We start from the raw sequence: 23,644 nt of genomic DNA, 5'->3' as shown, positions 1-23,644 counted from the left end.
GTGCCGGCGGACCCATTCCCTCGCCTGCGTCCGGCTGGCGACCAGGGGCTGCTGGTCGAATTCGGGAATTCGGTCGATGTCGCGGTCAGCGAGCGCGTCCTTGCCTTCGACGCGGCACTGCGCGCACGGCCCTTCGACGGCTTCACCGAGAGCGTCCCGTCCTATGCTGCGCTGCTGGTCGGGTACGATCCCCTGGCGGTTGCGCCCGCCGCGGTGCGTGCGCATGTCAAGGCGCTGCTGGCCGAGCCCCATGCGCGGCAGGCCAGCGTCGCGCTTCATGAGCTTCCGGTCTGCTACGAACAGCCCTTCGCGCCGGACCTCGCCGATGTGGCGCAGCGCTGCGGCATGAGCGAGGAGGCGGTGATCGCCGCGCATCTCTCCGGCGAATACCGCGTCTTCATGTTCGGCTTCGCGCCGGGATACGGCTATCTGGGTGGCGTGCCGGAGGCGATCCGCCTGCCGCGCAAGGCGAACCCGGTGCGTGGCATGCCGGCGGGCAGCGTGGTGGTTGCGGGGCCGATGTGTCTCGTCACCACGGTGATCGCACCGACCGGCTGGTGGGTCATCGGCCGTTCGCCCGCGCAGATCGTCAGCATCCACCGCGAACGCCAGTTCCTGTTCGAGGTGGGCGACCAGATCCGTTTCCGGCGGATCGGGCGCGACGCGTTCGATGCGCTGGAGAGCGCGCTATGAGCCGCGCGGTCTTGCTGGTCGAGCATGCCGGGCCGCTGACCACGGTGCAGGATCGCGGCCGCTTCGGCTATCTGCGCTATGGCGTGACCGAGGCCGGGCCGATGGATCGCCAGGCCTTCGCCATCGCACAGGCGGCGCTTGGCAATCCCGACGACGCGGCGGCGATCGAGACGACGATCGGCGGCGTCGCGCTCCGGTGCATCGAGGGTGAGGTGACCGTCGCGAGCGTCGGTGGCGGATTCCACTGCTTCCTCGATGGCAAGCCCGTTGGTGCCTGGGGCGTGTTCAGCCTTCGCGAAGGCTCGCTGCTGTCGGTTCGTCCCGGTTATTGGGGAAGCTGGACCTACCTGGCCTTCGCCGGCGACATCATCGCCCCCGCCTGGCTCGGAAGCCGCGCGACCAATGTGCTCTCGGATTTCGGCGGCCAGCGTCTGGCACCGGGGCAGCATGTCGAGATCCGCGATGCCGAGCGGCGTCCTGACCGCGAGCGCGATCTCGCCTTGCCGGTAACGTCGCGGCCGCGGCAGGAGGTGCGCGTGGTCCTTGGGCCGCAGGATCGCTTCTTCGCGCCAGAGACGATCCGGCGCCTGCTGACCGAATCCTTCATCCTCAGCAATGAATACGACCGCATGGGTGTCAGGCTGAAGGGGCCGAAGCTGCCCATCGTGGGCGCGCTCGACATGCCCTCGGAGGCCATACCGCGCGGCTCGATGCAGGTGCCTGGTCACGGCGATCCCATCGTCCTGCTGGCCGACCACCAGACGACGGGCGGCTACCCGAAGATCGCGGTGCTCGCCTCGGTCGACCAGGACGGCTTCGCACAGCTACGCAGCCGCGACAGCGTGGCCTTTCGAGCCGTGTCGGCGGAACAGGCGGTATCCGCGGCGCGGACACGCCACAGCGCGCTGCAGCAGTATCTCGCCTCACTGCGACAGTCCTGACGTGCCCGTCCGACAGGTCCGGCTACTGCGACTGGGCTGTGCCAGCCGTCTTTCCCTCACCCCGCGAACCGCGCGAAATCCCGCGCCAGCCGCTCATAGATCTCGCGCTTGAAGGCCACCGCCAGCCCCGGCAGTTCGTCCAGCCCGGCCCACCGCCAGGCGTCGAATTCCGGATGCGGGTCGAGGTCGAGCCGGATGTCGGACTCCACCCCGGTGAAGCGCAGTGCGAACCACTTCTGCCGTTGTCCGCGGTACTTCCCGCCGAGCGCGCGGCCGAGCAGTTCGGGCGGCAGGTCATAAAACATCCAGTCCGGATGTTCGGCGAGGATTTCGGCGCGGGCGGTGCCGATCTCCTCCTCCATTTCGCGGAACACCGCGATGGCGGGGTCCTCGCCGGGATCCATGCCCCCCTGGGGCAGTTGCCACCCGCCTGGGGCGCCTTCGGCATTGGGCAGGTCGGCGCGGCGGGCGACCAGCACGAGCCCGGCGGCATTGAACAGCACGGCACCGACATTGTCGCGATAGGGCAGGGTCTTCATGGTGCGCTCGCGGGACGGATAGGGGGGCTCGCCGCATCGGCGGTGATGCCGTCCGGGCGACGGATTAGGGCGGTGACGGGGGCGAGCACCAGGCCGCGGGCTTCCAGCCCCGTCGCCCAGGCGACGATGCGCTCCACCAGCACCGGTGTCGCCGCCCCGGCGAGGCCGAGTGCCGCGCCGCGGTCGCGTGCCATGGTTTCGAGCTCGGCGAGCCGGCGGTCGATCTCGCCGCGCGTGCCGGCCGGTTCATCGAGCAGGACATCGACGCTGCGGCCCCAGGCATTGGAGGGCGGCGGGGCCCCCGGCCGTGGGTCGAGATACAGCAACCCGCGCAGCCGGAGCGCATCCTGCACCGTGGCCATCGCGTCGGGCAGCGCGGCGAAGCGCTCGCCGCGCATGCCGCCGATAGCGCCGATCGCGCCGACATAGCCCTGGGCGCGCGACAGCACCCATAGCAACCGGTCCATGTTCTCGGCCATCGAACGCCCGGTCAGCAGGGCTTGGTCGCCTGGGTTGTTGAGCGGGTAGCCAGCCGGCTCCAGCGGGAGGGAGATCAACGTCTCCATGCCGCGCTCGCGGGCGCGGTCGGCGGCCTGGCCGGGCCGTGCAGCATAGGGCGAGAGGGCGAGGGCGACGGCCGGCGGCAGGCGCCGGATGGCTTCCTCGGTATGGGTGGCGTTCAGGCCAATATCGGCGATGACGATGCCGATGCGTGGGCGAGTGTCGCGGCGGTCGAAGCTGCGGCCATAGGCCCGGATTGAGGTCCGCCCATCGGCTCCGGCGCGTGGCACCATGCCGTGGCGGCTGGCTTCAAGGAGCACCGGATCGGGCGCGGCGATCGGTCGGGTGGCGGCGCGCGGGGTATTGGCGGCGGCGAGGGGGGGTGGTTCCGGCGCGCTGGGCGGTGCGGCCGCCGCCGACGCAACCGGCGCTGTGGCGTCGGCTGCGGGTGCGCCCTGCGTTGCGGCTGGTGCCTCGGCCGCTTCCGTGGCGGGCGGTGGTTCGGCGCTTTGCACGGCCGGCGCAGTCTCCGCGGCGGTGGCATTCCCGTCCACCGCTGGCGTGCCGGCCGTGCCGGGCGGGTCGGCTGTGGTCGCGCCATGGCTGGCGCCCGGCGCCGCGGCCTCCGTCACCGCCGCCGCGGGCGGGCCGAGATGCTGCAACCACAGCCCGCCACCCAATCCGGCGCCGAGTACGACAACCCAGAACAGCCCCAGGGCGCGCCAGCCGGGCATACGCATCGGCCGGCCGATCCCGGGCAGTGTCAGCGCGCGGCGCGGCGCTGTGGCGCAGGCACCGCGGCCAGGGTGCGCAGCAGGGTCGTCGCCTGCTGCAACTGGAAGTCGGTTTCAGGCTTGGTCGGGTCGAAGGCGGCAGCACCTTCGGCCGGCATGCGCTGCACCTGGTCGACCACGCCGGCCGGCAGGTTCAGCGGTGGGAGCGGCGGCAGCGCCGCATGGCCCGGGGTGTTGTTGTCATTGGTCAACGCGCGGCGCAGGTCGGCCTCGCGGTCGCGCCGGGCGGCGGCGACCTGTTGCGCATCCTCGCGCGTGGCGAGAACCTCGATGTCGGGCTCAATGCCGGTGCCCTGGATCGAGCGGCCCGACGGCGTGTAGTAGCGCGCCGTGGTCAGCCGCATGGCGCCGTTGCCCGGAATCGGCATGACGGTCTGCACGCTGCCTTTGCCGAAGGACTTCACGCCCATGATGATGGCGCGGCGATGGTCCTGCAGCGCGCCGGCGACGATCTCGGAGGCCGACGCCGAGCCGGAATTGATCAGCACCACCACCGGCAGCCCCTCGGCGATGTCGCCGGCGCGGGCATTCCAGCGCTGGGCATCCTCAGGCCGGCGGGCGCGGGTGGAAACGATCTCGCCCTGGCTCAGGAAGTCGTCGGAGACTTGCACCGCCTGGTCGAGCAGCCCGCCCGGATTGTTGCGCAGGTCGAGCACGATGCCGCGCAGGTTGCCGCCGGCCTGCTGGCGCAGCTGCGTCATGGCGTTGCGCAGGCCGGATTCGGTCCGCTCGTTGAAGGAGGTCAGGCGGATATAGCCGATGTCGTTGCCTTCCAGGCGGAAGCGCACGACTTGCGGCCGGATCACGGCGCGGGTGATCGACAGGTCGATCGGCCGGTCGGTGCCCTCGCGGCGGATGGTGATGCGGATCGCGGTGCCGCGTTCGCCACGCATCTGCTCGACGGCGTCCTGCAGCGAGAGGCCCTGCACGGAATTGCCGTTGAGATGGGTGATCAGGTCGCCCGGCTTGACCCCGGCGCGTGCCGCCGGCGTGTCGTCGATCGGGCTGATGACCTTGATGTAGCCGTTCTCCTGGGTGACCTCGATGCCGAGGCCACCGAATTCGCCGCGCGTCTGCACCTGCATGTCGCGATACATGCGCGGGTTCATGTAGGAGGAATGCGGGTCGAGGCCGGAAAGCATGCCCTGGATGGCGTTCTCGATCGCGTCGCGGTCATTGACCGGCTCGACATATTCGGCGCGAACACGCTCGAACACGTCGCCGAACAGGTTCAGCAGACGATAGGTTTCCGCCCGGCCACCGGGATCCTGGGCCCAGGCACCAACGATCGGGCCGACGACCACGCCGGCAGCGAAGGCTGCGCCCACCGCCGCGAAGGTCACGCTCCTGCGCCGCATCCGAAATCCTTCCTTCAGCATCGCGGGGCGAGCAAATGCCCGGCGAGAATGACCAATCTGTAGCCCAACGCGCCCCCGGGTGCAGCCCGAAACCGCGTTGAAACATTGCTGTTACCGCCCTTACCGCTCGGCCGCCCCGGTTCTTACCGTTTGGCAAGCCGGGCGCTGGGCCTCTGCCACTGGGCCTCAGCCGCCCCTGCCGCGCGCCCCGGCCAGCCAGGGTTGCGGGTCCACCGCATGCCCATCCCGGCGCAATTCCAGGTAGAGCCGACCCCGGCCGCCCTGCCCGTCGCCCACCACGCCGACAGGTTCGCCGGCGAGCAGCCGGGCCCCGGTTGCCGTGTCGAGTCGACCGAGCCCCGCCAGCACCACATGGTGGCCTGCCGCGCAGTCGACAATCATCAATAGGCCATAACTTCGGAAAGGACCGCTGAACACGACGCGGCCCGCGCAGGGGCTGACCACCCGTGCTCCGGCCGGCGCGACGATGGTCTGGCCGCGCGCCGTGCCGCCTTCCGTCTGGTCGCCGAAGCCGTGCAGCACGCGGCCGGCTACCGGTTGGACACGGGCGGCTCCGGTCGCCACTGCGGCCGTTTGCTGGGCGGGCGGTGCGGCGGGTGGCGGCTCCGGCAATGGCCGGCCGGCGCGCCGGGCCGCTCGTTCCGTCCGGGCCCGCGCGGCGGCTTCCTGGCGCTCCTGTGCCGCGGCGGCGGCGGCCTCGCGTTCCAGGCGGGTCAGCATCTCGGCGAGGTCCGAGGCCCTGGCCAGTGCTTCCTGGGCACGGCGTCCGGCCTCGCGCTCGGCTTGGCGGGCATCGGCCTCGCGCATTCGGGCGCCGGCGATCTCGGCATCGAGGGCGCGGGCTGCGGAGCGAGCCTCCTCCTGCGCGGCGGCGACCAGGGCGGATTCGGCGGCGGCGATGCGGGCGCGGCGGGCGGCTTCCTCATCGGCCGCGCGCAGGGCGTCGAGCTCGTGGCGGATCTGCCGGGCGATGCCCTGGAGCACCAGCACGCCGCGCAGCGCCTCATCCGGCGGCAGGGGCACCGCAAGCAGCGTCTCGGCAGGCCAGAGCGACAGCCGGCGCATCGCCGGCATCATCGGCGCGAGGGCAGCGGCGCGGTGGCCGACCTCCTCGCGCGCCGCGATGGCGGCGAGGACCGCCTGGCGCTCGCGCTCCTGTGCCATGTCGAGCACGGCATCGGCCTGCTGGACGCGCTCGGCCATGGCGACGCGCTGGCGGGCGAGGCCGCGCTCCATCTCGGTGGCCTCGCGGGCGAGGCGGGCGGCGTCGGCGGCGGCGGCACGTTCGGCCTCGGCGGCGCGGCGGGCGTCCTGGACCGCCTCGCGGGAGGGTTGGGCCGCGGCGGGGACGGCGAGCAGCAGCAGGAGGAGCAGGACGTGGAAGTGGCTGGGGAGGGCGGCTTTGCCCCTCTCCGGACCTCTCCCCACCACTCGTGCCCATGGGCGTTGCGCGGCAATGCCGAGGGGAGCCCCTGTAACCCAATACCTAGCGTTGGGCGGGGGGCGTGTTTCCGGCAACAACGGTCGCGATGGGCATGGGAGCGAAGCCCGTCGCCGATCCGATCTGCACCGCCAAGCGCGAAGTATTGGTGTCCAGAGGCCCCTAGGCCTTTGGGGGGGTGGCTTGGAGGGGCAAAGCCCGTCCAACCTTTGCGCGTACCGGGAAAGGCCGCTCCAACGCTCGCGCCCACAGCATGAGGCGCCGGCAAGGACAACACGGATCGCCGCCCAAGGGCCTTCGGGCCATCGGAGCGAGGTGTGCGGAGGGGACGAGGCCCCTTCCGGTTGCCCGCTAGTCAGCAGCCGCCGCCGTCGCCGCGTCGCGCAGTAGCGACACGCCGGTCATCGCCGCCGGCTGGGCGATGCCGAGCAGGGCCAGCAGCGTCGGCGCGATATCGGCGAGCCGCCCCTCGGCCAGCCGGCTGGCCGCCGGCGCGCCGAGCAGCATGGCCGGTACCGGGTTGGTGGTGTGGGCGGTGTGTGGCCCGCCGGTCGCAGGGTCGCGCATCAGTTCGGCATTGCCGTGGTCGGCGGTGACGAACAGGGCGCCGCCGGTGGCGCGGATGGCCTCGGCAATGCGGCCGAGTCCGGCATCGACCGCCTCGACGGCCTTGGTTGCGGCGGCGAGGCTGCCGGTATGGCCGACCATGTCGGCATTGGCGAAGTTCAGCACGATGAGGTCGTAGCTGCCCGAGCCGATCGCCGCGACGGCCTTGTCGGTCAGTTCGGGGGCCGACATCTCCGGCTGCAGGTCATAGGTCGCGACCTTGGGGGAGGGGACCATGGTGCGGTCCTCGCCCGGATAGGGCACCTCCTCGCCGCCATTCAGGAAGTAGGTGACGTGTGGGTATTTCTCGGTCTCGGCCATGCGCAGCTGGCGCAGCCCGGCGGCCGAGACCACCGCGCCGAGGATGTCCGCCATCGATTGCGCGGCGAACATCGTCGCCAGATGCGCGTTCAGTGCCGTGCTGTATTCCGTCATGCCGACGGCGGCGGCGAGGCGGACCACGCGGCGGCGGGCGAAGCCGTCGAAGGTCGGGTCGACCAGCGCGGCGAGGATCTCGCGCACCCGGTCGGCGCGGAAATTGAAGCACAGCAGGGCGTCGCCATCGCGCATGCCGGCATAGTTGCCGATCGCGGTGGCGGGGATGAACTCATCGGTCTTACCGGCGGCGTGGCCGGCGGCGATGGCGGCCTGGGCGGTCGGTGCGCGGGCGCCTTCAGCCGAGACCATGGCGTCATAGGCGGTGACGACGCGTTCCCAGCGATTGTCGCGGTCCATCGCGAAGTACCGGCCGATGACGGTGGCGATGGCCACGCCGGGCAGGGGCGCGATGTCGGCCTCGAAGCGGGCAAAGAAGTCCGGCGCCGACTTGGGGGCAGTGTCGCGGCCGTCAGTCAGCGCATGGATGGCGACCCTGATGCCGGCGCCCGAGATGATGCGCGCCAGCGCCACCGCATGATCCTGATGCGCATGGACCCCACCCGGTGAGAGCAACCCCATCAGGTGGCAGGTGCCGCCGGAGGCCTTGAGCTTCTCGATCAGGCCGGTCAGGGCGGGCAGCTTGGCGATCGAGCCATCGGCAATGGCGCGGCCGATGCGCGGCAGGTCCTGCATCACCACGCGGCCGGCGCCGATGTTCAGGTGGCCGACCTCCGAATTACCCATCTGCCCGTCCGGCAGGCCGACATCCGCGCCCGAGGTGCGCAGGAAGGCGTGCGGGCATTCGGCCCAGAGACGGTCGAAGGCGGGCGTGCGGGCCTGGCGGACCGCATTGTCGGCCGAGTCCACGCGCCAGCCCCAGCCATCCAGGATGACGAGCATGACGGGGCGGGGACGATTGGCGGGCATGGCGGGTTCCTCGGCTTCGGGGTCGGATTAGCCCCCGCGGTGGCGCAGCCGCAAGGCCACCGAGCCTAACCCTGTATCAGTGCCGGCATGCCGAACAGCATGCGATGCCCGTGCAGCACCCCCGCCCAGAGCAGGACGCCGATGAGCGGGGCGACCCAGCCGATCTCGGTGGCGGAGAAGCGGTTGCGCCCGCCGAGGATGGCGCCGAAGGGCATGATCGAGCTCGCCGCCGCGAAGCCTGGCCAGGTCGTGGGGTGGCGACGGGCCATCTTGGCGTCGATCGAGGGCATGCCGGCGAGTGCGGTGACGAGGAAGGCGCCAAAGAAGACGGTCGCCGCCGTATCGCCATTGGCCAGGATGTGCAGCGCCGCCCAGGCGACGAAGGCGCAGAGCATCGGGTGCCGCGTGACGCGCTGGATGCCATGCGGCCCCTTGGCGACCAGCGCCCCACCGCCCTGGGCCGTTGGGTTGCCGACCAGCGAGCAGGTGAAGGTCACGAAGACCGGTAGCATCAGCGCCGCGATCACCCAGCGCAACCAGGCGGGCGCGAACCACAGTGGCACCGTCTCGGCCCCCTGCCAGGCGCGGATCAGCAAGGCGATGAGGGCGAAGGAGGCGAGCGAAAAGGCCATGGTGAAGCCCTTCTCGCCGGTCCTGGCGACGATGCGCCCGCGCAGCCCGGTGCCGGCGATGCCGACATGCACACCGACCCAGAGCAGCGCGGCGAGGAGGAGGAACAGCATGCGGATATCATCGCCGCACCGCCGCCGACGCGTCCAGCACGCTGGCGTTACGGCCGCCAGGCGCGGTGATACGGGTGGTTCTGCCGGATCGCCTGGGCGCGGTAGAGCTGTTCGGCCAGCATCCCGCGCACCAGGAAATGCGGCCAGGTGAGCGGGCCGAGCGCGATGCGGTGGTCCGCCCGCGCGGTGACTGAGGGGTCGAGGCCCTCCGCGCCGCCGATGATGAAGCAGGGCGTGCGGCCTGCCTCCTCCCAGCGGGCCAGCAGGGCGGCGAAGCGTTCGCTGTCGGGCTGTTCGCCGCCGAGGTCGAGGGCGACCGCGACCGCATCGGCGGGCAGGGCGGCCAGCAGGGCCGCCCCTTCGCGCTTGCGGATTTCGCCCGCCGAACCGCGGGCTTCGGGGATTTCCGTCACCTCAGGCGCGGGGCGCAGCCGGGCGGCGTAATGCGCGTAGAGCGCCGCCTCCGGCCCCGCCTTCATCCGTCCGACGGCGATGATCCTAGCCGGGCGTGGCGTTGGAGGCCCCCGGGCTTTCCGGGCCCCACATGCGCTCGATGCGGTAGAGGTCGCGCGCTTCGGGCCGGAACAGGTGAATCACCAGGTCGCCGGCATCGATCAGCACCCAGTCGGGCGAGGCCTGGATGGCGTCCCGCTTGATGTTCATGCCGACCTTGTTCAGCGCCTCGTCCAGATGCGTCGCCATGGCCTGGAGCTGTCGCTCCACCTGGCCGGTGGCGATGATCAGGCGGTCGGCGTAGTCGGCCCGGCCGGTGACGTCGAGCAGCACGATGTTCTCGGCCTTGTCGTCCTCGAGGCTCGCCATCGCCGCTTCGACGATGGTGGTGAGGCGGTCGGGCGTGAGCTTTTCGCGCTTGCTGGTGCGCTTCGGGCGCGGCGCGGCGGGAGCCTCGGCGACGGGGGCGGCCTTGGCCTTTGCCTTCGGCGCGTCCTTGGCAGCAGCCTTGGCCTTCGCCTTCGGCGCGTCCTTGGCGGCGGCCTTGGCCTTTACCTTCGGCGCGTCCTTGGCGGCGGCCTTGGCCTTTGCCTTCGGCGCGTCCTTGGCGGCGGCCTTGGCCTTCACCTTTGGCGCGTCCTTGGCGGCGGCCTTGGCCTTCACCTTTGGCTCGTCTTTGGCGGCGGCCTTGGTCTTCGCCTTTGGCGCGTCCTTGGCAGCAGCCTTGGCCTTCACCTTTGGCGCGTCCTTGGCGGCGGCCTTGGTCTTCGCCTTTGGCGCGTCCTTGGCAGCAGCCTTGGCCTTCACCTTTGGCTCGTCCTTGGCGGCGGCCTTGGCTTTCACCTTCGGCTCAGTCTCTGCGGCGCCTTTGGCCTTTGCCTTAGGTTCTGCCTTGGCCTTGGCGGCAGGCTTCGTCTCGGTGGTCTTCGGTGTGCGGGCTATGGCCCCCTCCTCTCGCCCGTGGCACCGCCAGACCGCGCTTGTCGGATGGCGGTGGCGGATGCGGCGTGTTCTCGCGCCGGAACCAAGCACCAAGCGGCGTGGGGTGCAAAGGATTCCGTCAAAAGCCCTCCCGGTGCCCGTCGATGCCGTTGCAGCACATGCGCCGCGCGCCCCGCCAGGGCCGGTCGCGTCCAGCCCGGCCGTGGCAGCACGGCGAGCGCGACATGCCGCGCGATGTCCCGCCACTGCTTCCACCGCGGCAACTGCACCAGGTTGTCCGCGCCGATCACGAAGACGAAGCGCGCGCAGCGGAAATGCCGGCGCAGCGCCGCCACCGTATCGGCCGTGAAGCGCGTGCCGAGCAGGCGCTCGATATCCGTCGCGATGATGCGCCGCCCATCGGCGATGCGCCGCGCAGAGGCCAGCCGCTCCGTCAGCGGCGCCATCCCGGCAACCGGCTTCAACGGATTGCCCGGTGAGACCAGCAGCCACACCTCATCGAGCTTCAGCGCCCGTAACGCCATGCGCGCGACGTGGAGATGCCCCTCATGCGCCGGGTTGAACGACCCGCCGAGCAGCCCGATCCGCCGCCGCCGCTCATCCCCGAACCGGCCGGGCGTCACCGCGTTCGGACGCTCACGCTGACCGACTGCGCCACCAGCCCGTCATAGCGCACCGTGTAGGTCCGCCCGGCTTCCAGGGGCAGCGTCGGGGAGTAGCCGGCGACCGAGAGCAGTTGCCCGGCCTCCAACTGCTTGCCAGCGCGGGCGAGGTCCTCGATCAGGAAGGCGACGACGTCGAGCGGATGGCCGAGCGCCGCCGAGCCTGGCGTGCGGGCACGTTCCTGGCCGCGGTCATCGACCATCGTCACCGTCATCGAGGCCAGGCGATCGACGAAGTCCTGCGTCGGCTCCACCGGGATCGGCGCACCGACCACGCCAAGCCGCGCGCCGACATTGATGGCAAGCAGGTTCGGTCCGTCGAAGCCGCCCGACAGCACCAAGTCGGGCAATTCGATGTAGGGGATCACCTGGTCGAGATGGCGCAGGATCTCCAACCGGTCATGCCCGGCCTGGTTGATGCCACCGTCGCGGACACGGACCAGGAAATCGCTCTCGATCACCGGCACGGCGCCGAAGCGGGCCGGGACGGTGGCGCCGTCGCGCAAGCTGACGCTGCTTTCCATCAGCACGCCGCGCACCGGGTGGTTCACGCCGAAGCGCTGCTGTACCGGCGCGCTGGTCAGACCGACCTTGTAGCCGATCGGCCGGCCCCAGGATTCACGCAGGACCGCGACCAGCTGGTCCTGCGCGCAGAAGCCGTCGGCCAGCGAGGTCATGCCGGTGAAGGCGGGCGAGGGGCGGTTGTCGAGCAGCGCCTCGGCCACTTGCCCGATCGCATCGGCATCCGGGCAGGCGGCGTGGGCGGCGACAGGCAGGGCGATCAGGCTCGCGAGCAGCAAGCGGCGCATGGTGTCGTTCCTCCGTGATGCGCGGATGCTACCGGTGTCGCAGGCCGGACGGGAAGGCCGCTTCAGCGGAAGGTTACCGAGACCACGCCAAGACCGAAGACGGAAAGCCGCCAGGTCTCGCCCGACCGCGGCGCGATTGGTGCGGGGGCGGCGAGCAGCGCGACGCTGGCGCCCGGGCGCAGCGGGCGCCCCTCGGCCGCCAATTCGCGCGCCAACTCCGCCAGCAGGTCCTGCGGCGATGCGGCGAACCCAAGCTGGGCAAGGGCTGCGACAGTGCTGCCATCGGCCTGCAGCAGCGCATCGGGCGCGCTGGCCGGCAGCGGTGCCGGCGTGCCCACCACGCCCAGGCGTAGCCCCAGATTGCCTGCGATGCGTGCGAGCGCGCCATCGCCATCCGGCATGGCGACGAGGTCGAGCAGCGCGAGATAGGGGCTGGCCATGGCTGCCCGGCCGTCCTCGCCGATGTGCAACACGATGCCGGGTGCGATGGCCGGGCGGGCGGCATAGCGGATATCGAGCGTCTCGCCTGACCGCGCGCGCAGCGAGGCGAAGAACAGCACGCCACGCAGCGGCGGCTGGGCTTCGGCGGCCAGCACGAAGCCCTGCACATCGCCCCAGGGCTGCGCCAGCAGGGCGACCAGCCGGTCCTGCGCGCAGCGCGCCTCGGCCAAGGTCGTGACGGGCAAGGGCGCCGGCACCTCGCGCTCCAACAGGGCGCGGGCGAAGTGGGCGACGGTCGGGATGTCAGGGCAGGCCGCGCGGGCCGGCGCGGCGGCCGCGAGAAGCAGCAACAGCGCGGCCGCGCCCCGGGTCATGGCCGCGTCTGGCCCGTGCCGATCACGTGGTAGCGATAGGTGCAGAGCTGTTCGAGCCCGACCGGGCCACGCGCATGCATGCGCCCGGTGGCGATGCCGATTTCGGCGCCGAAGCCGAATTCGAAGCCGTCGCAGAACTGCGTCGAGGCATTCCACATACCGACGGCGGAATCGAGCCCGTCGAGGAAGGCGCGCGCCGCAGTCTCGTCCTGGGTGATGATCGCCTCGGTATGTTCCGAGCCGTAGCGGCGGATATGGGCGAGCGCCTCGTCCACGCCATCGACCACTTTCACCGACAGGATGGCGTCGAGCCATTCGGTGGCGAAGTCTTGCTCCGTTGCCGGCGGCAGGTCGGCGATGATCTCGCGTGCGCGGCCATCGGCATGGAAGCTGCAGCCGAGCGCGCGCAAATCGGCCACCAGCAGCGGCAGCAGCGAGGGCGCGATGGCGCCGTCGATCAGCAAAGTCTCGGTGGCGCCGCAGACGCCGGTGCGGCGCATCTTCGCATTGGCCAGGATGGCGCGCGCCATCGCCGGGTCGGCGGCTTCGTGGATGTAGGTGTGGCAGAGCCCTTCGGCATGGGCGAGCACCGGTACGCGGGCTTCTTCCATGACCCGCGTCACCAGGCCCTTGCCGCCGCGCGGCACGATCAGGTCGATCAGCCCGGAGGCACGCAGCATGGCGCCGACGAAGGCGCGGTCGGCGGTGGGGGCGACCTGGATGGCGGATTCGGGCAGGCCGGCGGTGCGCAGGCCCTCGACCAGGCAGGCATGGATTGCGGTGGCCGAGCGCGTGCTTTCCGAGCCACCACGCAGGATCACCGCATTACCGGATTTCAGGCAGAGCACCGCGGCATCGGCCGTCACGTTGGGGCGGCTTTCGAAGATCATGCCGATGACGCCAAGCGGCTGCGCGACGCGGCGCATCACTAACCCGTTGGGGCGCGTCCATTCCGCCAGTAGGCGGCCGACCGGGTCGGGCAGGGCGGCGACATCCTCGATGCCGGTGGCCATCGCCTCGATGCGCGCTGGGGTGAGCGTCAGGCGATCGCGGAAGGCGGCGGTAAGGTTCGGCGCGGCGTCGAGGTCGGCGGCATTGGCGGCAAGGATTGTTGCGGCATTGCGGCGCAGGGCGGCGGCGGCTTCGAGCAGTGCCAAGTTCTTCGCCGGGGTCGGGGCGCGCGCGATGACGGCGGCAGCCTCGCGCGCGGCGCGGGCGGCGGTGTCGAGAAGGCGGGCGGCGTCCTGCGGGATGGCGTTCACGGTGTGGTTCTCCGGGGCGGAGAAGTATCGCGACAGGGCGGCGGGGGGAAGCGTTTGATGGGGTGGGGGCGCGCGGAGAGGGGCGCCGCCCCTCTCCGGACCTCACCCCGCCAAAGGCCCGAGGCCTTTGGGAACCGACACTTGGCGTTGGGCAGAGGCGTCATTCCCGCGCGCATGGCATGCGTTTGGCGCAGGACGGATGCGGGCGTTGGTCCCGACTGTGGCGCCCATCGCCCAAGATGGCATTCCAAAGTGCACTGCACTTTGATGGGGTGGCTTGGAGGGGCGACGCCCCTCCAATCGTTTCGGCGACTACGCCGGCAGTTTCAGCAGCGCCCGCGCATTCCCGCTCGCCACCGAGACCCTTGCTTCCGCCGTCAGTGGCGCCGCCGCGATGAACTGCGCCGCGGCGTCTGAGGATTCATAGGGGTAGTCGATCGAGAACAACACCCGCCCATGCCCCATCGCGCCGATCGCCGCCATCAGCGGCACATTCGCGAATTGGCCTGACGTGGTGACGTAGACATTGTCGCGCACATACTCCGACGGCTTGCGCTTCACACGACGGTTCGTCTCGGTGAAGGCGTAGCGGCTGTCGAGGCGCCACAATTCGTAGGGGATCGCCTCGCCCATATGGCCGAGGATGATCTGCGCGCGCGGGAAACGGTCGAAGACGCCGGAGACGATGAGGCGCAGCGCATGGGACGATGTTTCCGTCGTCCATTCCCACACCGGCTTCTGCAATTCAGGGAAGCCCTGCAACACGAAGGGCATCTGGAAGGAATCGCCGGGATGCAGATAGAGCGGCACGCCGAGCGCCTGCAGCCTTTCCCAGAACACGTCATGCCGCGGGTCGTCGAGATAGACACCGTTGGTGTGCCCGTTCACCAGCGCGCCCTTGAAGCCGAGTTGCGTGACGCAGCGTTCAAGTTCATCGGCGGCGGCAGCGGGATCCTGCATGGCGAGGTGCGCGAAGCCGGCGTAGCGCGTCGGGCGCTTGGCGATTTCCCGCGCGAGGGTGTCGTTGGCGCCGGCGGCGAGCCGCGTGGCGAGGCGCGCATCGGGTTCGATCTGCACGCCCGGGCCTGAGATCGACAATACCGAGATGGCGACGCCGGCGGCATCCATCGCGGCGATGCGTTCATCGCCGAAATCCGACAGGCGGCGCACGATGGTGTCATGCGCCTCACGCGGCGTGGGCGGGAAGGCCTTCTCCAGATACGGCATCAGCGGTTGCGTGATGACGTGTTCCTCGAGCGCGACCTTCGGGATCGCCTGCGGCGTGGTGCCCTGTGCGCTTGCCGAGACGGCGACGAGCGGCGTTGCAGTGACAATCGAACGACGGGACAACGACATCGGAGATTCCTCGACTGCGCGCTGACGACACTGACGCCACGTCGCACGCCGTCGCTGTCGTGTCGACCGTGCAGGTGTCGGCGCGTCTGTGAGGCGCACGCATGGCGATTCTACGCCTGGTTCTTCGAGCCGCGTAACCAATGATCCGCCGGTGACGAAACAATGAGCGGCACAGGGCCCGGTGCCTTCACACCAGGACACGATGGAGAGACGACCATGTCGAACAGGACCCTGCGTCTGGTTGGGGCCGCGCTGCTTGGCGCGCTCGCTGCCGGGCCCGTGCTGGCCCAGACCGCCCCGGCCCCAGCCCCGGAGCCGCGCCGCTTCGCGCTGACGATCGGCAGCGGTGAGAATCAGATGGTGATCTATGTCGATACCGCGATGATGCCGCGCACCGCAGCCGGTCCGAGCGGCGCCGGCGCCGGGCCGATGGGACCGCTGGAAGCGGTGACGATCGGCGTCGGCGAAGGCGCGATGACGATCTATCGCGATGCCAACGGGCGTATGGCGATGACCCAGACCGCGCTGATGACCGCTCCGGTTCCGTTCGCTCCGGGCCGCGCCGTCACGGTCGGCTCCGGTTCGAACGAGATGGTCATCTATGTCGCGGAAGTGCCGATGACGCCGGCGCGGCGCTGAACCATGCGGCAGGGCGGCGCGGTGTCATGCTGCGCCGCCCTGCGGCGTCACTCGATGCGGATGCCGCTGTCACGGATGATGGGTTCCCACTTCGCGCGTTCCGCTGCCCAGGCAGTGGCGAGGCCGGCGGGCGTCGTCGGCATCGGTTCAAGCCCGTTGCGATTCAGCGAGGCCGTCACCGCGGCATCGTCGAGCGCGATGCGCATTGCGCCGGCAAGACGCTCGATCGCCGCTTCCGGTGTGCCGCGTGGCGCGACGACGGCATACCAGCCGGGCACGTCGAAGTCGGGCACGCCGCTTTCGGCGACCGTCGGCACATCGGGTAACAGGCGCGATCGCTGCAGCGTCGGCACCGCGAGTGCGCGCAGCCGTCCGGACTGCACATGCGGCAGCACCGAGGCCGCGGTCGCGAAGGAATAATCGATCCGCCCCGACAGCAGGTCCGTCGCGACCAGCGCACCGCCGCGATAGGAGACGGGGATCGTCTCGATCCCCGCCATGCGGTCGAACAGCAGCCCCGCGAGATGCGGGCCACCGGCGATGCCGCTGTGGCCATAGGAGAGCCGGCCCGGTTCGGCCTTCGCCGCGGCGATCAGCTCCGCAACGTTGCGCCACGGCCGGTCGGCCGGCACCACCAGGATGTTGAAGAGATCGACGGCGACGGAGACCGGCACCAGGTCACGCTGCGGGTCGAAGGACAGCCGCATCACCATCGGGCTGATCACCAGCGCACCGATCGTCGCCAGCAGGATGGTGTGGCCATCGGCCGGGCTGCGCACCGCGGCTTCCGACGCGATGTTGCTGCCTGCACCTGGCCTGTTCTCGACCACCACGGGCTGACCGAGCACGTCACCCATTTTCGGCGCGAAGCTGCGCGCGGCGATGTCGACGGCGCCGCCCGGCGTGTAGCCGACCAGCAGGCGCAGCGGTCGATTCGGAAAGCCCTCCTGCGCGATGGCAGGTATGGCCAAACTCGTTGCTGCAACAGCAAGAAGCATGCGGCGATTGACGCGCTCAATCATAGATGTTCGTCCCGGTCGATCATGTTGTTGTGACGCAGTTTCGCATGGTGACGCGGCGCGACAAGTCATCATTCGCCAAACGCATGGCGGTAATAACGCATGCGCGTTGGGGTTACGTCGTTACCCACCCATCTCCTGTGACGAAGTGATGACCAGGAAGCTTCCTCCATCACGACATCTGCTCAAGGAGCATCAGACCATGAACCGCAACATCATTCGTATCGCCGCCGTCGCCGCGCTGGGCCTCGTTGCCGCGCAGGGTGCGATCGCCGCGCCGCTGCAGAACACGGGCAACGCCAACGCCTCCAACGGCGTGGTCACCGCCTTCATGAACGACAATCGCGATGCCGGCGGCGCCTATGTCTCCGGCAGTGGCGACAACCAGTCGGTTGCCTATGTCGGGGCGCGCCCGCAGGGCGTGACCGCGGCGCCGGCGCGCGTCACGGGCAGCGGCGAGAACGTCTCGGTCGAACTGTCGGCACCCATCTACACGGCGCCGAGCGCTTGGGTCGCCGTGGTCGAGGGCACCGGGGAGAACCAGTCGGTGACCTACGTCCTGCGCAACAACACGCCGCAGGGCTGAGGCACCGTGCCGCCGCCGGATCAGTCGATCCGCGGCGGCGCTATGCCAGGACGAGGTCGTCGCGGTGGATGATCTCGTCCCGGCCACGCCAGCCGAGGAGCGCTTCAAGTTCCTCGCTGCGATGGCCCGCGATGAGGCGCGCGGCCTCGGCATCATAGGCCGAGAGGCCGCGCGCCACTTCGCGTCCGGTTTCGTCGCGCACGCTGATCGGGTCGCCGCGCGAGAAGTCACCTTCGACGCTGCGCACGCCCGCGGGCAGCAGCGACGAGCCACGGTGCAACGCGCGCGCCGCGCCGGCATCCACCACCAGCGCGCCGAGCGGCGCCAAGCTTCCGGCGATCCAGCGCTTGCGCGCCGTGCGCCCTTCCGGTGCCGGCAGGAACCAGGTGCAGCGCGCACCGTCGACCAACGCCGCCAATGGATTGTCGCGCTGGCCGAGGGCGATCGCCATCGCGCAGCCCGCGCCGGTCGCGATGCGCGCGGCGATCAATTTCGTGCGCATGCCGCCGGATGAATAACCGGGCGGCGGCTCGCCCCCCATCGCCATGATCTCGTCGGTGATGCGCTCGACGGTGGGGATATGCGCGGCGGCCGGATCCTTGCGCGGGTCGGCGGTATAGAGGCCATCGATATCCGACAGCAGCACCAGTGCGTCGGCGCTGATCATCTCGGCGACGCGCGCGGCGAGGCGGTCATTGTCGCCGAAGCGGATCTCCGCGGTGGCGACCGTGTCGTTCTCGTTGATGACGGGCACGCAACCGAGATGCAGCAGCGTCGTGATCGTCGCGCGCGCGTTGAGGTAGCGGCGGCGGTCCTCGGAGTCCTCCAGCGTCAGCAGCAGCTGCGCGGCATTCATGCCATGCGCCGACAATGCTTCCTGCCAGGCGCCGGCCAGGCGGATCTGTCCGACCGCGGCGGCGGCCTGCTTTTCCTCCAGCCGCAAGGCGCGGCGCGTCAGCCCGAGCGCGCGGCGTGCCAGCGAGATGGCGCCGGAGGAGACCAGCACGACCTCCTTCCCCTGCGCCCGCAGGGCGGCGACATCGGCGGCGACGGAGGCGAGCCAGGCAGCGCGCGGTGCCGCCGTCTTCTCCTCCACCACGAGGGCTGAGCCGATCTTGACGACGATGCGCCGGGCGCTGGCGAGGGAAGGGAGCTTGCTATCCATGTCACGGCGGATGGGTGAAGGGCGGGCTAGCCTTAGTGCATTCCGACCCGGGGCGGAACAGGGGCGACGTGCCGCCCCTCGCGTCCGGCATGGCAGAAATGCCCCTCATCAAAGTCGGGAATCCCGTCTGCCTTCCCGCGGCGCGTTGGTGTCCGATCAGGTCGTCGCAACCCCACAGGAGGAAAGCCGACATGAAGCGCTTCATCATCGAGCGGGAACTGCCCGGCGTCGGCGGCTTCGACGCCGGCCAGCTCAAGCAGGCCGCCGCGACGTCCAACGACGCCCTAGCGCAGCTGCAGGGCAAGGTGCAGTGGGTCGAGTCATTCGTCGCCGACAACAAGACCTTCTGCGTCTATCTGGCCGAGGACCAGGCCCTGGTGCAGGAACACGCCCGCATCAGCGGTTTCCCGGCCAACACGGTCACCGAGGTGCGCGGCGTCATCAGCCCCATGACGGCCGTGGCCTGAGTGAGCCCCGCGCGCGCCGCCCTGCCCACGGCGCGCGCGGGCAAGCCGAGGAGGCTCTGGCAATGTTCGACGCTCTATCTGGGCATTTCGGCTGGGTCGACCTGGCGGCCACGGATGTCGGCGCGGCGGCCGGCTTCTATGCAGGTGCCTTCGGGTGGAGCGCGCGCGAGGAGCGCGTTGCCGGCGGTACCATCATCCGGTTCCGGCACGAGGGACGCGACGTCGCGTCGGCCTATCAACTGCGCCAGCGCCATCTCGCGGCCGGGGTGCCGTCGCATTGGACGCCTTATCTGCGTGTCGTTGCGCTCGAGCAGGTGATCGGGCGCATCACCGCGTGCGGCGGGCGGGTGATCGTGCCACCCTTGGCCGCCTCGGACCGGGTGCGGATCGCGCTGGTCCAGGATGTGGTCGGTGCGTTGGTCGGCCTCCGGCAGGAGGACGCGGCGCGCGAGGAGCGGCAGGCTGATGTCCCGGCGTGACAGGGCAACGCTTGATGGACAATACGACAAGATGGCGGCGGTGATCGACGTCACCGTGGTGCTGACCGAGGGCAGCTTCGCCTCGACGGCCGTCGCGCCGATCGAGGTGTTGCATTCCGCCGGACTGCTGTGGAACACGTTCCGCGGGGACGCGCCCGAGCCACGCTTCAACGTCCGCGTCGCCTCCGTCGACGGCCAGCCGGTGCAGAGCGCCTGTGCCGTTGGCTTGGTGCCGCAGCACGCCCTTGACGACATCGCGCGGCAGGACATCGTGATCGTCGCGGCCAGCGGGCTCGACCTCGATGCGCAGATGCGCCGGCATGCTCCGCTGCTGCCCTGGCTGCGGGCGCGCCATGCGGAGGGTGCGATCGTCGCGAGCATCTGCAGTGGTGCTGCCTTCCTGGCCGAGGCGGGGCTGCTCGACGGCAGGCGCGCCACCACGCATTGGGCGACAGCGGAGATGCTGCGTCAGCGCTACCCGGCCGTGCGATGGGAGCCCGACAGTTTCGTGACCGAGGATGGCCGTGTGTTGTGCAGCGGTGGCGTCTATGCCGCGATCGACCTTTCGCTGCATCTCGTCGAGCGCTTCTGTGGTCATGAGATCGCCGTTCGCTGCGCCAAGTCGCTGCTCGTCGGCATGCCGCGCGCGCGGCAATCGGGTTATGCGGTGCTGACCATCGCGCGGCCGCACGACGATGCGCGCATTCGCGAGGCGGAGGAATGGTTGCAGGCGCACTTCGACACGGATGTCTCGCTCGATGCCCTCGCCGCCGATCTCGGCATGGCGACGCGAACCTTCATCCGACGCTTCAAGGCGGCGACTGGCCGGCAGCCGCTCACCTATCTGCAGGTGCTGCGCGTCGAGGCCGCCAAGGAGATGCTGGAACAGGGCGCCAGTTCGGTGCAGGCGGTCTGTGACCGGATCGGCTACGAGGACATCGCTTTTTTCCGCACGGTGTTCCGTCGCCACACAGGCATGACACCTGCGGAATACCGCCGGGCCTTCGCGGGACTCAGCGTGCCGCGACGCCGCGTTGAGGGCGCGTCCCAAGGCTGAGCCGTGTGAGCATATGTCATGCGATCCTGCTGCCGCTCCGACGAAGAAGGCTCTAGGATGAGGGAAGGGGGGTGGCGTCGGTTGGCGAGCATCTCCATGACCTAGAAGGAGCACGCCGTGGCCGACCTGATCATCATCGCCTACCCCGACCTCGCGACCGCCGAGGCCTCGCGCGCGAAGCTGATGCAGCTTCAGAAGGAATACCTGATCGAGCTGGGCGACGCGGTGGTCGCGGAGCGCCAGGCCGATGGTGCCGTGAAGCTGCATCAGCTGATCAACACCACGGCGGCGGGTGCCGCCGGCGGCGCGATGTGGGGCACGCTGATCGGGCTGCTGTTCCTCAACCCGCTGCTGGGTGCCGCGGCCGGTGCGGCAGGTGGTGCGCTGAGCGGCTACCTCACGGATGTCGGCATCGACGACAAGTTCCTCAAGGAAGCCGGGGAAGCACTGACACCTGGCCAGGCGGCGCTGTGCGTGCTGGTGCGCAAGGTGACGGCCGACAAGGTGCTGCCAGCGATGGCGCATTTCGGCGGCACGGTGCTGCGCACGAACCTGACCTCCGAGCAGGAGACGAAGCTGCGCGATGCGCTGAAGGCCGGCTGAGGCTGGACGCCGGCGGGGCCTCTCGCGAGGCCCCGCCGCGCGGTGTTAACGCGCCTCGCGCTCGGCGTAGATGGTGTCGGCCAGGGCGCGCAGCGTCTGCGGCACGTTTTCCCCGGTGGCGCCGCTGATCAGCAGCACCTTGCCCCCGCAGGCGCGTTCCAGCGCCTTGACGCGGGAGGCGCGCGCCTGCGGCGTCATCGCATCCACCTTGTTCAGCGCGACGATCTCGGGCTTTTCGTCGAGACCATTGCCGTAGCCGGCCAGTTCGGCGCGGATGGTGCGATAGGCCTCGGCCGGGTCGGCCTGGGTGCCGTCGATCAGATGCAGCAGTACGGCGCAGCGCTCGACATGGCCGAGGAAGCGATCCCCGAGTCCGGCGCCTTCATGCGCGCCTTCGATCAGCCCGGGGATGTCGGCGATCACGAATTCCTCGGTCGCGTTCAGCCGCACCACGCCGAGCTGCGGATGCAGGGTGGTGAAGGGGTAGTCGGCGATCTTCGGCTTGGCGGCGGAGACCGCGGCAAGGAAGGTCGATTTGCCCGCGTTCGGCAGGCCGACCAGCCCGGCATCGGCGATCAGCTTCAGGCGCAGCCACAGCCAGCGTTCCTCGCCAGGCCAGCCCTTGTCGGCACGGCGGGGGGAGCGGTTGGTGCTGGTCTTGAAATTGGCGTTGCCGAAGCCGCCATCGCCGCCCTTGGCAAGCACCACGCGCTTGCGCGGGGTGTCGAGGTCGGCGAGCAGGGTTTCCTTGTCCTCTGCAAAGATCTGGGTGCCGACCGGAACCTTGATGATGACATCGTCCGATCCGGCGCCGGTGCGGTCGGAGCCTGCGCCGTTGCCGCCCTTGCGGGACTTGAAATGTTGCATGTAGCGGAAGTCGATGAGGGTGTTGAGGCCGTCGACCGCCTCGGCGATCACGTCGCCGCCTTTGCCGCCATTGCCGCCGTCCGGGCCTCCATATTCGATGAAGCGTTCGCGCCGGAAGGCGACGACGCCGTCACCGCCATCGCCGGACTTCACCCAGATTTTGGCTTCATCGAGGAATTTCATGGATCAGGGTGCCTGAAAAGCAAACGGGGGCCATACGGCCCCCGCTGATACGACAGCGCGGCGCGCGTCGTTATTCGGCGGCCAGGGCTTCTGGCTCGACGGTGACATGGACGCGGCCTTCGGCGCGGCGGATGAACTTCACCCGGCCGGCGACGTTGGCGTGCAGGCTGTGCTGGCGGCCGGCATAGACGTTCTCGCCAGGGATCATCTTCGTGCCGCGCTGAGTCACGATGATGGCGCCGGCGGCGACGGTCTGGCCGCCGAACAGCTTCACGCCGAGGCGCTTGCCTGCGGAGTCGCGGCCGTTGCGGGACGAGCCGCCTGCCTTTTTATGAGCCATGACTTGTGTCCTTCTCCGCTCAGGCTGCGGTGATGGTGGCGATCTTCAGCACCGTCTGGTGCTGGCGATGGCCGTTCTTGCGCCGACTGTTCTGGCGGCGGCGCTTCTTGAAGATGAGGACCTTGTCGCCGCGCGACTGCTCGACGACGGTCGCGGTTACGGAGGCGCCCGGGACGGTCGGCGCGCCGACGGTCAGGCCGCCTTCGCCCGCTACCATGAGCACATCGTGGAAGGTCACGGTCGAGCCGGGTTCGGCTTCGAGCCTCTCGACGGTGAGGACGGCGTCAGGGGTGACGCGGTACTGCTTGCCGCCGGTGCGGATCACTGCATAGGTCATGGGTCGCCCCGGGACTCTTTCAAACTGCGTGTGGCTTCCGGGCGTCGACCCATGAAAGTTGGGTGTCGGCCCAAAAACGAGCGTCGTCGGCACCGAGGCGCCGCCGTGGGAGCGGCGTAATAGCGCCGGGTGAGGTCGGCCGTCAACGGTGAGGGGGCGTTGCATGGCACGAAGAGGACGATTATACGGCGGGACCCCTCGACCAGGGACCCCTGCCGGAGATGACCGGCGACAGCGGAGAGGTGCCGGAGTGGTCGAACGGGTCGGTCTCGAAAACCGAAGTACGGGCAACTGTACCGTGGGTTCGAATCCCACCCTCTCCGCCAGACCTAAGTTATTGATATAAAAGACAATTCTTGTTTCTGGCACAGTCGCCGGAGGCGGCGGTTTCCCGCGGTGTTCGGGGAATGAGGGCCGGCGCCAGCGTCTCTGGTGGCAGTCTCTATGCCGGATGCTGGCCATATCGTGACCCCGCGTCTCTGAGCGCCGGTTCCGCACTCCCTTTTTCATGTCCTCTGGCGAGCTGCGGCCGCTCAGATCATGGGCTGCGGACCCCGAAGAATATGCACATATGCTCGGTGACCAGCCCCCATCGAGTGATCCAGGCGGAATTTTAGTGGGCCATCGCAAGCGCGCCTACTCCTGGGCTGATCGGCGACCT

26 protein-coding genes and 1 tRNA gene are annotated in these 23,644 nt (G+C 69.9%); 9 read left to right on the top strand and 18 right to left on the bottom strand.

Annotated features, from left to right (window positions below; translation table 11 throughout):
- Together IEY36_RS03455 and IEY36_RS03450 are read left to right on the top strand one after the other, a co-directional pair.
- On the top strand, positions 1–693 hold the full coding sequence (locus tag IEY36_RS03455; RefSeq protein WP_229681086.1) for a 5-oxoprolinase subunit B family protein: 693 nt from the start codon (positions 1–3) through the stop codon (positions 691–693).
- Positions 690–1,634: a 5-oxoprolinase subunit C family protein gene (locus IEY36_RS03450; RefSeq protein WP_188965548.1), complete on the top strand. Its 945-nt coding sequence runs from the start codon at positions 690–692 to the stop codon at positions 1,632–1,634. The genes IEY36_RS03455 and IEY36_RS03450 overlap by 4 nt, the downstream gene beginning before the upstream one ends.
- 56 nt (positions 1,635–1,690) lie before the next feature.
- Here the strand turns inward: IEY36_RS03450 and IEY36_RS03445 are convergent, their stop codons facing one another.
- The 13 genes from IEY36_RS03445 to IEY36_RS03385 form a co-directional block, all read right to left on the bottom strand.
- The gene (locus IEY36_RS03445) at positions 1,691–2,173 is read right to left on the bottom strand and encodes an RNA pyrophosphohydrolase (RefSeq protein ID WP_188965547.1); all 483 of its coding nucleotides are present in this window, start codon (positions 2,171–2,173) and stop codon (positions 1,691–1,693) included.
- Positions 2,170–3,414, bottom strand: coding sequence for a divergent polysaccharide deacetylase family protein (locus IEY36_RS03440; protein WP_188965546.1), 1,245 nt, complete (start codon positions 3,412–3,414; stop codon positions 2,170–2,172). The genes IEY36_RS03445 and IEY36_RS03440 overlap by 4 nt, the downstream gene beginning before the upstream one ends.
- A gap of 23 nt (positions 3,415–3,437) precedes the next feature.
- Positions 3,438–4,826 (bottom strand): S41 family peptidase, encoded by a 1,389-nt coding sequence (locus IEY36_RS03435; RefSeq protein WP_188965545.1) that lies wholly within the window; start codon positions 4,824–4,826, stop codon positions 3,438–3,440.
- A gap of 186 nt (positions 4,827–5,012) precedes the next feature.
- Positions 5,013–6,275: a murein hydrolase activator EnvC family protein gene (locus IEY36_RS03430; protein WP_188965544.1), complete on the bottom strand. Its 1,263-nt coding sequence runs from the start codon at positions 6,273–6,275 to the stop codon at positions 5,013–5,015.
- A gap of 364 nt (positions 6,276–6,639) precedes the next feature.
- Positions 6,640–8,199 (bottom strand): 2,3-bisphosphoglycerate-independent phosphoglycerate mutase, encoded by a 1,560-nt coding sequence (gene gpmI / locus IEY36_RS03425; RefSeq protein ID WP_229681084.1) that lies wholly within the window; start codon positions 8,197–8,199, stop codon positions 6,640–6,642.
- 65 nt (positions 8,200–8,264) lie between these two features.
- Positions 8,265–8,942 carry an NnrU family protein gene (locus IEY36_RS03420; RefSeq protein WP_188965543.1) on the bottom strand — a complete coding sequence of 226 codons (678 nt, stop codon included), beginning with the start codon at positions 8,940–8,942 and terminating at the stop codon, positions 8,265–8,267.
- Positions 8,943–8,989: 47 nt separating this feature from the next.
- Positions 8,990–9,439, bottom strand: a complete 450-nt coding sequence (locus IEY36_RS03415; protein ID WP_188966080.1) for a 23S rRNA (pseudouridine(1915)-N(3))-methyltransferase RlmH — start codon at positions 9,437–9,439, stop codon at positions 8,990–8,992.
- Between the two features lies 1 nt (position 9,440).
- On the bottom strand, positions 9,441–10,238 hold the full coding sequence (gene rsfS / locus IEY36_RS30525) for a ribosome silencing factor (protein ID WP_229681080.1): 798 nt from the start codon (positions 10,236–10,238) through the stop codon (positions 9,441–9,443).
- Positions 10,239–10,333: 95 nt separating this feature from the next.
- Positions 10,334–10,960, bottom strand: coding sequence for a nicotinate-nucleotide adenylyltransferase (locus tag IEY36_RS03405; RefSeq protein ID WP_188965542.1), 627 nt, complete (start codon positions 10,958–10,960; stop codon positions 10,334–10,336).
- Positions 10,957–11,808, bottom strand: coding sequence for a 2-keto-4-pentenoate hydratase (locus IEY36_RS03400; protein ID WP_188965541.1), 852 nt, complete (start codon positions 11,806–11,808; stop codon positions 10,957–10,959). The genes IEY36_RS03405 and IEY36_RS03400 overlap by 4 nt, the downstream gene beginning before the upstream one ends.
- Positions 11,809–11,870: 62 nt before the next feature.
- Positions 11,871–12,623, bottom strand: a complete 753-nt coding sequence (locus tag IEY36_RS03395; RefSeq protein WP_188965540.1) for a hypothetical protein — start codon at positions 12,621–12,623, stop codon at positions 11,871–11,873.
- Positions 12,620–13,885, bottom strand: coding sequence for a glutamate-5-semialdehyde dehydrogenase (locus IEY36_RS03390; protein ID WP_188965539.1), 1,266 nt, complete (start codon positions 13,883–13,885; stop codon positions 12,620–12,622). The genes IEY36_RS03395 and IEY36_RS03390 overlap by 4 nt, the downstream gene beginning before the upstream one ends.
- A 312-nt stretch (positions 13,886–14,197) precedes the next feature.
- Positions 14,198–15,241, bottom strand: coding sequence for an amidohydrolase family protein (locus IEY36_RS03385; protein WP_188965538.1), 1,044 nt, complete (start codon positions 15,239–15,241; stop codon positions 14,198–14,200).
- A 216-nt stretch (positions 15,242–15,457) separates the two neighbouring features.
- Between IEY36_RS03385 and IEY36_RS03380 the strand changes: the two genes are divergently transcribed.
- Positions 15,458–15,880 carry a hypothetical protein gene (locus tag IEY36_RS03380; RefSeq protein WP_188965537.1) on the top strand — a complete coding sequence of 141 codons (423 nt, stop codon included), beginning with the start codon at positions 15,458–15,460 and terminating at the stop codon, positions 15,878–15,880.
- Between the two features lie 47 nt (positions 15,881–15,927).
- Here the strand turns inward: IEY36_RS03380 and IEY36_RS03375 are convergent, their stop codons facing one another.
- Positions 15,928–16,851 carry a Bug family tripartite tricarboxylate transporter substrate binding protein gene (locus tag IEY36_RS03375; protein ID WP_188965536.1) on the bottom strand — a complete coding sequence of 308 codons (924 nt, stop codon included), beginning with the start codon at positions 16,849–16,851 and terminating at the stop codon, positions 15,928–15,930.
- Between the two features lie 250 nt (positions 16,852–17,101).
- Between IEY36_RS03375 and IEY36_RS03370 the strand changes: the two genes are divergently transcribed.
- Entirely contained in the window at positions 17,102–17,485 is a 384-nt protein-coding gene (locus tag IEY36_RS03370) for a hypothetical protein (RefSeq protein ID WP_188965535.1), read from the top strand.
- Positions 17,486–17,525: 40 nt separating this feature from the next.
- Here IEY36_RS03370 and proB read toward each other — a convergent pair whose 3' ends face one another.
- A complete protein-coding gene (gene proB, locus IEY36_RS03365; RefSeq protein ID WP_188965534.1) occupies positions 17,526–18,650 on the bottom strand; it encodes a glutamate 5-kinase in 1,125 nt (374 codons plus the stop codon).
- 191 nt (positions 18,651–18,841) lie between these two features.
- Between proB and IEY36_RS03360 the strand changes: the two genes are divergently transcribed.
- From IEY36_RS03360 to IEY36_RS03345, 4 genes are all read left to right on the top strand, one after another.
- Positions 18,842–19,117 (top strand): DUF4242 domain-containing protein, encoded by a 276-nt coding sequence (locus IEY36_RS03360; protein ID WP_188965533.1) that lies wholly within the window; start codon positions 18,842–18,844, stop codon positions 19,115–19,117.
- A 62-nt stretch (positions 19,118–19,179) separates the two neighbouring features.
- Positions 19,180–19,596 (top strand): VOC family protein, encoded by a 417-nt coding sequence (locus IEY36_RS03355; protein ID WP_188965532.1) that lies wholly within the window; start codon positions 19,180–19,182, stop codon positions 19,594–19,596.
- Entirely contained in the window at positions 19,583–20,653 is a 1,071-nt protein-coding gene (locus IEY36_RS03350) for a GlxA family transcriptional regulator (protein ID WP_188965531.1), read from the top strand. Before IEY36_RS03355 ends, IEY36_RS03350 begins: the two co-directional genes overlap by 14 nt.
- 117 nt (positions 20,654–20,770) lie before the next feature.
- Positions 20,771–21,256, top strand: a complete 486-nt coding sequence (locus IEY36_RS03345) for a DUF1269 domain-containing protein (protein WP_188965530.1) — start codon at positions 20,771–20,773, stop codon at positions 21,254–21,256.
- A gap of 45 nt (positions 21,257–21,301) precedes the next feature.
- On the opposite strand, the gene obgE is transcribed toward IEY36_RS03345, so the two are convergent.
- The 3 genes from obgE to rplU all read right to left on the bottom strand — a co-directional run bounded on the left by obgE (position 21,302) and on the right by rplU (position 22,983).
- Entirely contained in the window at positions 21,302–22,306 is a 1,005-nt protein-coding gene (gene obgE / locus IEY36_RS03340) for a GTPase ObgE (protein WP_188965529.1), read from the bottom strand.
- A 70-nt stretch (positions 22,307–22,376) separates the two neighbouring features.
- On the bottom strand, positions 22,377–22,646 hold the full coding sequence (rpmA, locus tag IEY36_RS03335) for a 50S ribosomal protein L27 (protein WP_188965528.1): 270 nt from the start codon (positions 22,644–22,646) through the stop codon (positions 22,377–22,379).
- 19 nt (positions 22,647–22,665) lie between these two features.
- Positions 22,666–22,983 carry a 50S ribosomal protein L21 gene (rplU, locus tag IEY36_RS03330; RefSeq protein ID WP_188965527.1) on the bottom strand — a complete coding sequence of 106 codons (318 nt, stop codon included), beginning with the start codon at positions 22,981–22,983 and terminating at the stop codon, positions 22,666–22,668.
- A gap of 236 nt (positions 22,984–23,219) precedes the next feature.
- On the opposite strand from rplU, the gene IEY36_RS03325 reads away from it, so the two are divergent.
- Positions 23,220–23,309: transfer RNA gene (locus IEY36_RS03325), tRNA-Ser, on the top strand.
- Positions 23,310–23,644: the final 335 nt, after the last annotated feature.

The sequence above is a fragment of the Neoroseomonas lacus genome (assembly GCF_014644535.1).
GTDB lineage: Bacteria > Pseudomonadota > Alphaproteobacteria > Acetobacterales > Acetobacteraceae > Neoroseomonas > Neoroseomonas lacus.
Note: the sequence above shows the minus strand (reverse complement) of the source record. Positions and strands in the feature narration are given on the sequence as shown.